General features: G+C 64.5%; 15 protein-coding genes. 7 read left to right on the top strand and 8 right to left on the bottom strand.

Annotation, left to right across the window (positions count from 1 at the left end; all coding sequences use genetic code 11):
- Window positions 1–12 precede the first annotated feature (12 nt).
- Genes ATE71_RS02320 through ATE71_RS02310 form a run of 3 tightly spaced genes read right to left on the bottom strand, consistent with a single transcriptional unit; the run spans window position 13 to window position 1,114 of the window.
- On the bottom strand, window positions 13–234 hold the full coding sequence (locus ATE71_RS02320; protein WP_058801824.1) for a helix-turn-helix transcriptional regulator: 222 nt from the start codon (window positions 232–234) through the stop codon (window positions 13–15).
- Window positions 227–688 (bottom strand): hypothetical protein, encoded by a 462-nt coding sequence (locus tag ATE71_RS02315; protein WP_235587870.1) that lies wholly within the window; start codon window positions 686–688, stop codon window positions 227–229. Before ATE71_RS02315 ends, ATE71_RS02320 begins: the two co-directional genes overlap by 8 nt.
- A 3-nt stretch (window positions 689–691) precedes the next feature.
- Window positions 692–1,114 (bottom strand): hypothetical protein, encoded by a 423-nt coding sequence (locus tag ATE71_RS02310; protein ID WP_058801946.1) that lies wholly within the window; start codon window positions 1,112–1,114, stop codon window positions 692–694.
- A gap of 126 nt (window positions 1,115–1,240) precedes the next feature.
- Between ATE71_RS02310 and panB the strand changes: the two genes are divergently transcribed.
- The 6 genes from panB to ATE71_RS02280 all read left to right on the top strand — a co-directional run bounded on the left by panB (window position 1,241) and on the right by ATE71_RS02280 (window position 6,511).
- Window positions 1,241–2,104 (top strand): 3-methyl-2-oxobutanoate hydroxymethyltransferase, encoded by an 864-nt coding sequence (panB, locus tag ATE71_RS02305; RefSeq protein WP_058801823.1) that lies wholly within the window; start codon window positions 1,241–1,243, stop codon window positions 2,102–2,104.
- 101 nt (window positions 2,105–2,205) lie between these two features.
- Window positions 2,206–3,009, top strand: a complete 804-nt coding sequence (locus tag ATE71_RS02300) for a tetratricopeptide repeat protein (protein ID WP_058801821.1) — start codon at window positions 2,206–2,208, stop codon at window positions 3,007–3,009.
- A gap of 1 nt (window position 3,010) precedes the next feature.
- On the top strand, window positions 3,011–4,345 hold the full coding sequence (locus tag ATE71_RS02295) for a PQQ-binding-like beta-propeller repeat protein (protein ID WP_058801820.1): 1,335 nt from the start codon (window positions 3,011–3,013) through the stop codon (window positions 4,343–4,345).
- Window positions 4,346–4,387: 42 nt separating this feature from the next.
- The gene (der, locus tag ATE71_RS02290; protein ID WP_058801818.1) at window positions 4,388–5,776 is read left to right on the top strand and encodes a ribosome biogenesis GTPase Der; all 1,389 of its coding nucleotides are present in this window, start codon (window positions 4,388–4,390) and stop codon (window positions 5,774–5,776) included.
- Complete coding sequence (locus tag ATE71_RS02285; protein WP_058801816.1) at window positions 5,766–5,990, top strand: sulfurtransferase TusA family protein; 225 nt, start codon at window positions 5,766–5,768, stop codon at window positions 5,988–5,990. Before der ends, ATE71_RS02285 begins: the two co-directional genes overlap by 11 nt.
- A 116-nt stretch (window positions 5,991–6,106) precedes the next feature.
- Complete coding sequence (locus ATE71_RS02280) at window positions 6,107–6,511, top strand: Hpt domain-containing protein (protein WP_201022914.1); 405 nt, start codon at window positions 6,107–6,109, stop codon at window positions 6,509–6,511.
- Here ATE71_RS02280 and ATE71_RS02275 read toward each other — a convergent pair.
- Together ATE71_RS02275 and ATE71_RS02270 are read right to left on the bottom strand one after the other, a co-directional pair.
- Window positions 6,505–7,767, bottom strand: coding sequence for a DUF418 domain-containing protein (locus tag ATE71_RS02275; protein ID WP_058801812.1), 1,263 nt, complete (start codon window positions 7,765–7,767; stop codon window positions 6,505–6,507). The genes ATE71_RS02280 and ATE71_RS02275 overlap by 7 nt on opposite strands.
- A gap of 28 nt (window positions 7,768–7,795) precedes the next feature.
- Window positions 7,796–8,470: a nitroreductase family protein gene (locus ATE71_RS02270; protein WP_058801810.1), complete on the bottom strand. Its 675-nt coding sequence runs from the start codon at window positions 8,468–8,470 to the stop codon at window positions 7,796–7,798.
- A 113-nt stretch (window positions 8,471–8,583) separates the two neighbouring features.
- Here ATE71_RS02270 and ATE71_RS02265 point away from each other — a divergent pair, with 113 nt between their 5' ends.
- Window positions 8,584–9,366: a Coq4 family protein gene (locus ATE71_RS02265; RefSeq protein WP_058801808.1), complete on the top strand. Its 783-nt coding sequence runs from the start codon at window positions 8,584–8,586 to the stop codon at window positions 9,364–9,366.
- 42 nt (window positions 9,367–9,408) lie between these two features.
- Here the strand turns inward: ATE71_RS02265 and ATE71_RS02260 are convergent, their stop codons facing one another.
- The 3 genes from ATE71_RS02260 to ATE71_RS02250 all read right to left on the bottom strand — a co-directional run bounded on the left by ATE71_RS02260 (window position 9,409) and on the right by ATE71_RS02250 (window position 12,891).
- Window positions 9,409–10,143, bottom strand: a complete 735-nt coding sequence (locus ATE71_RS02260) for a DUF72 domain-containing protein (protein ID WP_058801806.1) — start codon at window positions 10,141–10,143, stop codon at window positions 9,409–9,411.
- A 114-nt stretch (window positions 10,144–10,257) separates the two neighbouring features.
- Complete coding sequence (gene purL / locus ATE71_RS02255) at window positions 10,258–12,513, bottom strand: phosphoribosylformylglycinamidine synthase subunit PurL (RefSeq protein WP_058801805.1); 2,256 nt, start codon at window positions 12,511–12,513, stop codon at window positions 10,258–10,260.
- Between the two features lie 81 nt (window positions 12,514–12,594).
- A complete protein-coding gene (locus ATE71_RS02250) occupies window positions 12,595–12,891 on the bottom strand; it encodes a hypothetical protein (RefSeq protein WP_058801803.1) in 297 nt (98 codons plus the stop codon).

Genomic DNA, 12,891 nt, shown 5'->3' with positions numbered 1-12,891 from the left:
GGCCGCGCTGTCTCAATCGCCGGCGTCGTCCCACTGAAACACCGCTTCGAGCGGCTTGCCGAAGACGCGCGCGATCCGGAAGGCGACTTCCAGCGAGGGCGAATATTTGCCTTGCTCGATCGCCGCGATCGTTTGCCGCGTGACCCCGACGCGGTCGCCGAGGTCGCCCTGCGTCATCTCGCCCGCAAGGAATCGGAGCGTGCGGATATCGTTGGTGAAGGGCGGCTTAGCCATGCCAGCCCCGCCGGTAGCTCATCAGCACGACGATGCTGTTCACCAGTTCGGCGGCAACGATCGCGAACAGCCCCATATTCGCCAGCGGCACCCCGCTCTCGACGAAGGGCAAGTAGACCCCGACGACCATCATCCCCACCAAGAGGACATAATAGGCCGTTGCCGCGCCGCGGCGACGGATCGCGCGGTCGCGCTCGTCGGCGCGCGCGCGCTCCGACTTCGGCGCCTGCGCCGACAGGATGACGGTGCCGACGATGACGGTGACCGCATGCGCCACGGCGATCGACCCGAACAGCCACAGCATCGGAAACACCTCGCGCCCGGCGGGATGCCCGGAGAGGAGAAGCCCGAAATAGACGCAGTAGGCGGCGACCATGGCGAGGACGTTCAGCCAGGCGGTTTTTTCGCGGAAATTCATCTGGTGGCCTCCGGCATCGGCGATGAGAAGGGCCATGGCTCAATAACCCCGGCGATAGAGATAGAGTTGGGTACCGATCCGCACGATTTCGGCGACGACCAGCGTCGCGATCATGAGGTTGAGCTGCTCGGCCTGCCCGATGCCCCAGAAGATCAGGAAGATGTTGATCCAGATGCCGACGACGAGCGGATAATAGCCGAAATGCGTGCCGCGCATATGTATGTTGCGGTCGCGCTCATCCTCGCGTGCATGGACCTCGCGCGGGCTACGGATCGCGAGGAAGGCCGTCGCAACCGTCATCGCCACGATGATCGCGATAGTCACCGGCACCAGCATGCCGGCGGTCGCCATCACCCCCGCCGGACTTGCAACGATCCGCCACGGGTAAACGAGGAAATACCAGCCGAACGCCAGAATCATCGTCACCAGCGTGACCCAGTGAATCTTTTCCCGAAAGGACATCGTGCAGCTCCATGTCATGTGATTCGAACTCTATGTTGAATATTTTTAACATTGAGTCAATCAAAGATAACATGACCGGGCTTTGCCGCTTTCGCGCCCGATCGTTAGGCGCTAAGCCCCCGCGCCATGTCCACGCTCCCCAAAACGCTCACCCTCGACACCTCGACCAGCCGCGCGAATCCGACGCCGCAGCCGATGAAGCGGCTGACGGTGCCACGCATTCGCCAGCGCAAGGGCGGCGAACCGCTCGTGATGCTGACCGCCTATACGGTCCGTATGGCACAGCTGCTCGATCCGCATTGCGACATGCTGCTCGTCGGCGATTCGCTGGCGCAGGTGATTTACGGCCTGCCGCATACCGTCGGTGTGACGATGGACATGATGGCGCTGCACGGCGCCGCCGTCGTGCGCGGCAGCTATCATGCCGCGGTGATCGTTGACATGCCGTTCGGCAGCTATGAAGGCAGCCCGCAGCAGGCGTTCGACAATGCCGCGCGGCTGCTTAAGGAAACCGGCGCCGCGGCGGTCAAGGTCGAGGGCGGCAAGGTGCTCGCCCCGACGATCGAATTCCTGACCCAGCGCGGTATCCCGGTGATGGGCCATGTCGGGCTGACGCCGCAGGCGGTCAACATTCTCGGCGGCTATGGCGTGCGCGGCAAGAGCGAGGAAGAAGCCCGCTCGATCGTCGAGGATGCCGTCGCGGTGGCGCAGGCGGGCGCCTTTTCGATCGTCATCGAAGGCGTGCTCGAATCGATCGCGATCGAGATCACGAACAAGGTCGATTGCCCGACGATCGGCATCGGCGCTTCGGCAGAGTGCGACGGCCAGGTTCTGGTCACCGACGACATGCTCGGCATGTTCGAGCGCGTCCCCAAATTCGTCAAAAAATATGAGGATATGGCGGGTGTCGTCAGCGGCGCGGTGAAGAACTATGCCGACGAAGTCAGGTCCCGTTCATTCCCGACCGACGATCAGACCTACGCAGGTTGACGGTCGGCGCGCCCGCGCAACAGTGAAACGCTTGGCCTTTTTCGGCGTCGTCGCTAAGGAAGCGACCGGCCCAGCGCCACACTGAGTTTATGGAGGTTTGATTGGCCCTGAGCCCGACGAATGATGCCGCGCTGTTGCAGGAAGTCGACGAAGCCGTCCGCAAGGACCGGCTCGACACGATCATGCAGCGCTATGGCCGCTGGATTATCGGCGCGGTCATCGCCGGCCTGCTTGCGTTCGGCGGCTATCTTTATTGGGGGCATCGTCAGGATCAGGCGCGCGGCGAGCAGGCCGAAGAGCTGGTCGCGGCGTTCGACAAGCTCGGCGCCAACCAGCCCCGCGCCGCCGATGCCGAGCTTCAGAAACTCGTCGATGCCGGCGACCCTGCCTATCGCGCCGCTGCCCAGATGCAGCAGGCGAACATCAAGGCGCAGACGGGCGACCTGAAGGCCGCCGCTGCCTTGATGGCGAAAGTCGCCGCCGACACCAAGCTCGACCCGTCGCTGCGCGACCTCGCGCTGATCCGCCAGACCGCGTTCGAATATGATACGCTGAAACCCGAAGCGGTGATCGCGCGCCTGAAGCCGATGGTCGATGCGAAAGATCCGGCGTCGAGCTGGTTCGCGAGCGCGGCCGAATTGTCGGCGAGCGCGCATTACCAGCTCGGCCAGTTCGACCAGGCCGGCGCGCTGTACGCGCGCATCGCGAAATTGCCGAACGTCGCCAAGTCGCTCCAGTCGCGTTCGGTGCAGATGGCGGGCATGCTGGGCGTCGACGCGGTTTCCGACCGCGCGACCGACAGCGCCAGCGCCGAAAAGACCGCGGCGACCGCCGCCGCGGGGGACCAGAAAGGCAATGCCGCGCCCAAGGCAGCGGCAGCCGAAAAAGTTGAGGACACGAAATAATATGCGGAAAGCGCGTTACGGAATCTATGCGGCATTGCTGGCGCTGCCGCTTGCGGGCTGCGGCGTGTTCAAGGGCGATGGTGGGCCCAAGACGCCGACGATCGGCGATCGCGTGTCGATCCTGTCCAATGACAACAGCATCAAGGTCGACCCGGCAACCGCCGGCATCGCGGTCGTCCTCCCCGAACCCGAGGTCAATACCGCCTGGTCGCAATCGGGCGGGAACGCGTCGAAATCGATGGGCCATCCGGCGCTGGCCGCGACGCGCAGCCAGCTGTGGCAGGCGAGCATCGCGGGCAGCACCAACAAGCAGCGGCTCGCCGCTTCCCCCGTCGTAGCCGACAATCGTCTGTTCGCGGTCGACACCGATGCGGTTGTGTCGGCCTTTTCCGCCGACACCGGCGCGCAGCTGTGGCGGACGCCGATCGGCAGCACCGGCAAGGATTACAAGGATTCGCTGTTCGGCGGCGGCGCCGGGGTCGACGGATCGGTCGTCTATGCGACGAGCGGCGCGGGCGATGTCGCGGCGCTGAACGTCGCCGACGGGTCGGTGATCTGGAAGGTCAAGCCGGCAGGCCCGCTCCGCGGCGCGCCGACGATTGCCTTCGGCGGCGTCTATGTGATCAGCCAGGACAACCAGATTTTTGCGCTCAACGCCGCCAATGGCGCGGTGCTGTGGCAGGCGACGGCGTCGCTCGAACCCGGCAGCGTCTTTGGCGCCGCGTCGCCCGCCGCGGGGCAGGGAACGATCGTTGCCGGTTTCTCGTCGGGCGAGGTCCAGGCCTATCGCTACGAAAACGGACGCGACCTTTGGGAAGATGCGCTGGCGCGCACGTCGATAGCGCTGTCGGTTTCGACGCTCACCGACGTCGATGCCGATCCGGTGGTCGATCGCGGCCGGGTCTTCGCGCTTGGCCAGGGCGGGCGCATGGCGAGCTATGAACTGCTCACCGGACAGCGCAGCTGGGAAATTTCGATCGCGGGCATTTCGACGCCCTATGTCGTCGGCGAGTGGGTCTATGCGATGACCGACGACGGCAAGCTGCTGTGTGTCGCGCGCGGGACCGGCAAGGTGCGCTGGATCCAGCAGCTCGCGCGCTTCCGCGTCGAAACCGAAAAGAAGAAAAAGGATCCGATCCGCTGGACGGGACCGATCCTCGCGGGCGGGCGCCTGATCGCGGTGAACAGCGAGGGGTTTTTGCAGGAATTCTCGCCGACCGACGGTTCGCTGCTCGGATCGACCGATTTCAAGACGTCGCTGTCGCAGCCGCCGATCGTCGCGAACAATATTTTGTACGTCCTCGCGGACGACGGGAAGATCACGGCCTGGCGCTGATACGGCGTCCGGGCCGGGGCGGCCCGGTGTAGGAATAGGGACATGTCGCGATTCGCGACGATTGCCATTGTGGGCCGGCCCAATGTGGGCAAATCGACGCTGTTCAACCGGCTGGTCGGCAAGCGTCTGGCGCTGGTCGACGACCAGCCGGGGGTGACGCGCGACCGACGCGAGGGCGACGGCGAACTGCTCGGCCTGAAATTCACGATCGTCGATACCGCGGGTTTCGAGGATTATGACGCCGCGACCTTGCCCGGCCGGATGCGCGTCCAGACCGAAAAGGCGGTGCGTGAGGCCGACGCCGCTTTGTTCATGATCGACGGCCGCGCCGGCGTGACCCCGCTCGACGAGGAAATCGCGCGCTGGCTGCGCAGCGAGGACACGCCGATCATCCTTCTCGTCAACAAGGCCGAGGGGAAACAGGGCGAAAATGGCCTGATGGAAAGCTATTCGCTCGGCTTCGACAATCCGATCGCGCTCAGCGCGGAGCATGGCGAAGGCGTCGTCGACCTGTTCGATGCACTGCGGCCGATCGTCGAGGGTTTCGACGCCGCCGAGGCTGAGGCATTGCCGCCGATCGAAGGCGAAGAAGATGATGAGGACGCGCCGCTCGGCCCGATGAAGCTGGCGATCGTCGGCCGGCCCAATGCGGGCAAATCGACGCTGATCAACCGCATGATCGGCGAAGACCGGCTGATCACGGGACCCGAGGCGGGGATCACGCGCGATTCGATCCGCGTCGACTGGCAATGGGAAAAGGACGGCGAGGTCCACGAGATCCAGCTGTTCGACACCGCGGGCATGCGCAAGCGCGCCAAGGTGGTCGACAAGCTGGAGAAATTGTCGGTCGCCGACGCGCTCCACGCGGTCGATTTTGCCGAGGTTGTCGTGCTGCTGCTCGATGCGACCAAGGGGCTCGAGGCGCAGGACCTTCGTATCGCCGACAAGGTGCTGCAGGAAGGACGCGCGCTGATCGTCGCGCTCAACAAATGGGATATCGCCGAAGATCCCTCGTCGCTGTTCAACGGCGTGCGCACCGCGCTCGACGACGGGCTGAGCCAGGTCAAGGGGGTGCCCGTGCTCAGCATTTCGGGCGCGACGGGCAAGGGCATCGACACGCTGGTCCGCGTCGCGTTCGAGCAGCGCGAAATCTGGACCAACCGGGTATCGACCGCGCGGCTCAACCGCTGGTTCGAAGGCGCCGTTACGGCGAACCCGCCCCCGGCGCCCGGCGGCAAGCGGATCAAGCTGCGCTATATCACGCAGGCGCGGACGCGGCCGCCGACCTTTGTCGTGTTCGGATCGCGGACGGACGCGCTGCCCGGAAGCTACGAACGCTATCTGGTCAACGGGATGCGCAAGGAACTGGGGTTCCAGGGGGTACCGGTGCGACTCAATTTCCGTAATTCGCGCAATCCCTATGACGAGTGAGCGGGCGGCGCTGGTCGTCGATGCGCGCGGAATGCGCTGTCCCTGGCCCGCGCTGCGGTTGGCGCGGGCGATGCGCGACGCGGCCGAGGTCGTGTTGATTGCCGACGATCCGCAGGCGGGGCGCGAAGTCGCGGCGCTTGCCGCCGAACATGGCTGGCGTCTCGACAGCGACTCCGCGGCCGAGGGGAAGGGGCGCTGGCGCGTTAGCCGCTGACCCAAAATGGATCGCTTTCTTTGCCCGGACGTCCTCACCGTAACGTCTTTTTTACCTGATTTGGGGCATGGACTGCTTGGGACCACGGCCGAATTTGAATACCAAGGGATAAAGCATTGGACGAGATCCTGGTCGATTGGGATGAATTTCGCGCGACGCGGACCCAGTTGGGTGCGGCGTTCGTACGGATTCTCGGCTATTTTCGCGAAGACGGCACCAAGTCGGTAGCGGCGATCGAGGACGCGATGCGCGCCCGCGACGCCCGCGGACTCGTGATGCCCGCGCATACGCTGAAAAGCGAAGCGCGGCAGTTCGGCGGCGAAAAACTCGGTGCGCTCGCCGAGGATATCGAGATGTTCGCGCGCCACTGCGTCGAAAGCCAGATCAGCCCTGAGGAATATCTGCCGCGCGTCGTCGAACTGCGGCGGTTGTTCGAGGAAACGCTGGGCGCGCTCGAGCGCGAGGCCAATCCGCTCGTCCAGCGGCGCCCGGCCGGGTTCGGACGCGCGATCGGTTACTGAGCGGGCAAGGCTTTCCGCATCGGCTGCACCTGTCCGCGCGACAGGCTGCGCCACAACCATTCGAGCGGCCCGTATTGGAAGCGATCAAGCCAGGGTTTCGACCATAGCAGCATCGCGGCCCACATGCCGAAGCAGAACAGATAGAGCGCGGCGCGTCCGACGCTGCCGAACAGCCCCAGCCCATAACCGTAAAAGATCGTCGTCATGACGATCGATGTCGCCAGATAATTGGTAAAGGCCATGCGGCCCGTCGCGGCGAGGCGCGCACGGACGCGCTCGCTCGCGGCGGTCTGGATCAGCATCATGATCAGCGCCGCCCAGCCGACCGTCGCGGCGATGTCGAACGGCGCCGACAGCGACAGCGAGGCGCCGAAGGTCGATATTGCGCTGAACCCGGTAGCATATTGATACCAAGCCAGGCCGACGAGCGGCGGGAGTCCGATCAGGAAGCCGGCCAGTGCCCATTTTCGGTAGCGCGCGGCGTCCCATTCGCCGGTTAGCATCCGCGATTTGAACAGGGCCATGCCGATCAGCATCAGGCCCATCGTTTCCCACAGGAACATCAGCGCCTGGACAAAGGGGTCGGTCGCCCTCGGCCCCAGCTTTTCGGCGACGATGCCATTATAGCTGCCGAGGTGCCGCGCGATTTCTTTAGCGTAACTGGGGGAGTTCGGTCCCATGTCGGCGCTCAGCCGCGCCAGATCGCCCTGCATTTGCGCGGCTGCCTCGGGCGGCAGCTTTCCTGCTTCGGCTGCCGCGAACATCAGCCAGCCCATGCCGAAGAAGCCGATCCCGATGACGAAAAAGACGATCGCCCAGGTCAGGAGCGCCCTCACCGACAGGTTACGGAACGCGAAGAGCAGGACGCCGCACACTGCGTAGAGGAAGAGGATGTCGCCGAACCAGATGAAATAATAATGGATCAGGCCGAAGATGCCGAGCCAGAGCATGCGCGAATAATGCGCACCCGCAGCGCTGCGCCCGCGCGCGGCGGCGCTTTCGATCACCAGCAGGGTGCTGGCGCCGAACAGGATCGAAAACAGGCCGCGCATCTTGGAATCGACGAAAACGAAATTGAAGAACCAGGCCGCGAGATCGAGCTCGCCGACGGGCCCGCCCGCCAGCGGATTGGTATAGGCCGAAAAGGGCAGCGCAAAAGCGACGATGTTCATCGCCAATATGCCCATCACTGCCACGCCGCGGATCGCGTCGAGCGAGACGAGGCGGCTGGGCGGAGCTGGTTGATCTTCACGCATGCCGCTCTCCGTCTGTGTTGCTTCGGTACTACAGCCAGGATGCAATCTGGTCGAGCGGCTTTTTCCGTGTTGCATAGACGGGAACCGTCGCGTCGGTTGCGGGGTGGCCGGTGACGATCAGCATCAACGGCTTTTCGTCCGCGGGGCGTCCGCAAATCTCACGCAGGAATCCCATTGGTGACGGTGTATGGGTCAGGGTCGCGAGCCCCGCGCTGTGGAGCGCGGTGAGCAGCAAGCCGCTGGCGATGCCGACGCTTTCGGTGACATAATAATTTTGCCGCGTGTCGCCGGGTTCGATGCCGCCGCGCCGCTGTCCGAAAACGACGATTAGCCATGGCGCGACGTCGAGGAAGCCCTTGTCCTCGTCGGTTCCGAGCGGCGCCAACGCTTCAAGCCACTCCTGCCCGGCTCGGCTTGCGTAAAACTCGCGTTCCTCCTTTTCGGCGGCAAGGCGGATGCGATGCTTGATGTCGGGCGACGCGATCGCGGCGAAGTGCCAGGGCTGGTGGTTGGCGCCGCTGGGCGCGGTGCCGGCGGCCGCGATCGCAGCCTCGATCACGGCGCGCGGCACCGGGGTGTCGGCAAACATCCGGCACGTTCGCCGCGCCGCGACATGATCGCGAAACGCTTCCGCGGCGGCAATGCGGTCCGCGTCGGGGATCGAGGGCAGGGCGGTGTAGGGGATGGTGGGGTGCGGTTTCATCGTGCCGGTCTATCGTGGATGTGGCGGCCTCGCCAGCTTCCGTTTACCAGCTATTGACATCTATGTCAGTAATGCTATCTGATCATCATCTCCAGATTCGCACGAGAGCAGCCATGACCCCGACGATCTTCTCCCACCCCGACCGCAAAATGCCGACCTTTCGCCCGCTCAAGGCGCTGTCGCATTTCCGCAAGCTGATCAAGGACAAGGAAGACACCGAACAGGTGTTCCACATCTTTGAAAGCCTGCCGCGCAAGGGGTTCATGGACGACGCGCGTGCTTTCGTCGAAAGCGATCTCGGCAAGCGGCTGATGGAAAGCGAACCTTATCTGCCCGACCTGCTCGACGATCATGCATGGATCGATGCGCTGCCCGAGGGGAGCGTTGGCCACGCCTATGTCACCTTCATGCGCCGCGAAGGCCTTTCGGCGGCGGGCCTCGTCGCCGAAAGCGAGAAGATGGGGCGCCCGCAATATGACGACCAGGTGCAATGGTATTCGAACCGGCTGCGCGACACGCACGACCTGTTCCATATCCTGACCGGCTACGGCCGCGACGCGCTGGGCGAACAATGCGTGCTCGGCTTCACCTATGGCCAGACCGGCAATTACGGCAATTTCTTCATCGCCTATGCCGGCGGTTACGAAGTGAAGCGCAGCATCAAGAGCGATGCGCCCGTGTTCGGCGCGATCCGCCAGGGGCAGCGCAACGGCAAGGCGGCGAAGGCGATCATCGAACAGGATATCCGCGCGCTGCTCGCCGAGCCGCTCGAAGCCGCGCGCGCGCGCCTCGGCATTGCCAAGCCGACGCTGTATGAGGAAGCGCATCGCGCGTATCGGAGCCGCGGCATCGATCCGTATAATTTCCTGGCGTCGCAGCAGGCGATGGCCGCTTGAGCTGAAGATCCTCCCCATCGCTTCGCGACAGGGAGGAACTTGTTATAGCTTGGCGATCAGCGCTTGCGCCGCCGCCGGGTTGCGTACTTTCGCCCCCGAAATAAAGAATAGGAAGACGTCGCGGTCGCCCTTGGCCCAATCCTTGGCCCGCGCGCCCCACTGATCGAGCGCCTTGTCGTCATAGCCGGTTTCGACATCCTCCTGGCTGCGCTGCAACCGCGCATAGGTGAAATCGGCGGTCTGCTCGTCGATGCACGGAAATTCGTCGCTGTCGGCATAGACGATTGCCATGTTGCGGTCGCGCAGCATCTCGGCAAATGCCGGATCGCGGAAACTTTCGTTCCGCACTTCGATCGCGTGGCGCAGCTTCAGGCCGTCCTGCGTGTCGGGCAGCAGGTCGAGGAAGCCCGCGAAATCGTCGCGATCGAATTTCTTCGTCGCCATGAACTGCCAGTGGATCGGCCCGAGCCGGTCGCCGAGGCGGGTGAGGCCTTGCGTCAGGAACTTCTCGATCGAGGCGGCGCCGTCTTTCAGCACCTTGCGGTTGGTGCAAAAACGTGACGCCTTGACGCTGAACTTGAAACCGTCGGGAACCGCGGCCGCCCAGCTCGCAAACGTCTCGGGCTTCTGGCTGCTGTAATAGGTGCCGTTGATCTCGATGCCCGTCAGATGCTGGCCGGCATATTCAAGCTCGCGCTTCTGCGGGTGTTTGGGCGGGTAGAAGGTCCCGCGCCAGGGTTCGAAGGTCCAGCCGCCGATGCCGATGTGAATGGTCATTTGGGCCGTCTCCTCGCCTTTTTGTCGTCATCCCGGCGAAGGCCGGGATCTCATCGTTGCGCTATGCCGCACCGGAGAGATTCCGGCCTTCGCCGGAATGACGAGTTGGGGTTGTTACGCCAACGCCGCGTCGGCGCCCATCAGGTTCGGGAAGAATCCTTCATGCGCTTCGCGCAGTTCCGCGAGCGTCACCTGATGGTCGCTGTCGGGCAGCTCGAACACGATGCGGTCCTTGATCGTGCGGCCGACCGGGTCGACCGGCACGTCGGCGCGGCCGGCGGCGTCGAGGAAGTCGGCGAGGCAGGTGTCGCAGACGGTGACGAGGTAAAGGCCCTGGTCCTCGCCGAAGAAACTCTCGGCGACGCCGAAGGGCTGTTCTTCGCTGACCAGCACGCCGATGTTCGACTTCAAGGCCATTTCGGCGAGTGCGACCGCGATGCCGCCGTCGGACACGTCGTGGCAGGCGGTGATCCAGCCGGCGTTGATGGCGGTGCGGATGAAGTCGCCGGTGCGCTTTTCGCAGCGCAGGTTGACCGGCGGCGGCGGGCCTTCCTCGCGGCCGTGGATTTCGCGCAGCCACACCGACTGGCCGAGATGCCCGGCGCGCTCCCCGACGGCCAATACGATGTCGCCGGTGCGCTTGAAGCCGATGCCGACCGCCTTGTTCAGATCCTCGATCACGCCGACGCCGCCGATCGCGGGGGTGGGCAGGATCGCGCTGCCGCCGCCGGTCGCCTTGCTCTCGTTATAGAGGCTGACGTTGCCCGAAACGATCGGATAGTCGAGCGCGCGGCACGCCTGCGCCATCCCGTCGAGGCAGCCGACGATCTGCCCCATGATTTCGGGACGCTGCGGGTTGGCGAAATTGAGGCAGTTGGTGATCGCGAGCGGCGTCGCACCCACCGCGCTGATGTTGCGCCACGTTTCGGCGACCGCCTGCTTGCCGCCCTCGACGGGGTCGGCGTAGCAATAGCGCGGGGTGCAGTCGGTCGACATCGCGAGCGCGCGGTTGGTGCCGTGGATGCGGACGAGCGCGGCGTCGCCGCCGGTCTGCACCGTGTCGGCGCCGACCTGGCTGTCGTACTGCTCCCAGATCCAGCGGCGGCTGGCAATGTCGGGGGTGCCCATCAGCGTCTTGAGGTCTGCAGCGACGTCCGTGGTTTCGGGAACGTTCGTCAGTTCGGCCTGTTTCGGCGTCGGAACGTGCGGGCGGTCATAGAGCGGCGCGTCGTCGGCAAGCGGGGCGAGCGGGATGTCGCAGACGATTTGCCCATGATGTTCGAGCACCATGCGCCCCGTATCGGTGACGGTGCCGATGACCGCGAAATCGAGTTCCCATTTGTGGAAGATCGCCTTCGCAAACTCTTCCTTGCCGGGCTTCAGGACCATCAACATGCGTTCCTGGCTCTCGGACAGCATCATCTCATAGGCGGTCATGCCGGTTTCGCGCTGCGGCACATCGTCCATCTTGAGGTGGAGGCCGACACCGCCCTTTGACGCCATCTCGACTGACGAGCTGGTCAGACCCGCGGCACCCATGTCCTGGATCGCGACGATCGCGTCCGACGCCATCAGTTCGAGGCACGCCTCGATCAGCAATTTTTCGGTGAACGGATCGCCGACCTGCACCGTCGGGCGCTTTTCCTCGGCATCCTCGCCGAAGTCCGCGCTCGCCATCGTCGCGCCATGGATGCCGTCGCGACCGGTTTTCGAGCCGACATAGACGATCGGATTGCCGACGCCCGATGCGGCCGAATAGAAGATCTTATCCTGCTCGGCGACGCCGACGGTCATCGCGTTGACGAGGATGTTGCCGTCATACGCCTTGTGGAAATTGACCTCGCCGCCGACCGTGGGCACGCCGACGCAATTGCCATAGCCGCCGATACCGTGGACGACGCCCGATATGAGATGCTTCATCTTCGGATGGTCCGGGCGGCCGAAACGCAGCGCGTTGAGATTCGCGACCGGGCGCGCGCCCATTGTGAATACGTCGCGGAGGATGCCGCCGACCCCGGTCGCCGCGCCCTGATAGGGTTCGATATACGAGGGGTGGTTGTGGCTCTCCATCTTGAAGATCGCGGCGAGCTTCTTGCCGCCTTCGCCTTCGCCGATGTCGATGACGCCGGCGTTTTCGCCGGGGCCGCAGATCACCCACGGCGCCTCGGTCGGCAGTTTCTTCAAATGGATGCGCGAGCTTTTATAGCTGCAATGCTCGGACCACATGACCGAGAAGATGCCGAGTTCGACGAGGTTCGGCTCGCGCCCGAGCGCCGCGAGGACGCGATCATATTCTTCCGGAGACAGGCCGTGTTCGGCGACGATCTCGGGGGTGATGACGGAGGCGGGCGCGGTTGCTGTCTGAGTCATGGCGCGCCTTTAGCTGTGCGCGCGTAAAACGAACAGACCCCATGATGCGAAAACATCATGGGGTCTGCGGTCGGAGCTGGTTCAGCGCGAAGCGAGCGTGGTCGTCGCGGTCTTGAGCGGCTTGACGTCGCGAAGCGCGAAGCTCACCTGCTGCGAACCGACGGTGCCGCGGACGCGGCGGTCGCCGACGCGGAGCGTGAACGGCTTGCCGGTGCGCTCCTCGACGCCGCTGATCACGCGGGTGTCGCCCACCTTGGTGACGGTATAGCTGTAGGTCGCGCCTTCATGCTCGAAACGCTTGACCGTTTCGTCCTTGGCGAGCGCGGCGGTCGGCGCCAGCGCGAGCAGGCCAAGGGCGGGGAGAATATAGTTTTTCAT

It is taken from the genome of Sphingopyxis sp. H115 (assembly GCF_001468465.1).
In the GTDB taxonomy this organism is placed as follows: Bacteria; Pseudomonadota; Alphaproteobacteria; order Sphingomonadales; family Sphingomonadaceae; genus Sphingopyxis.
The sequence above is the reverse complement of the archived record's forward strand: the minus strand, read 5'-3'. Positions and strand labels throughout refer to the sequence as shown.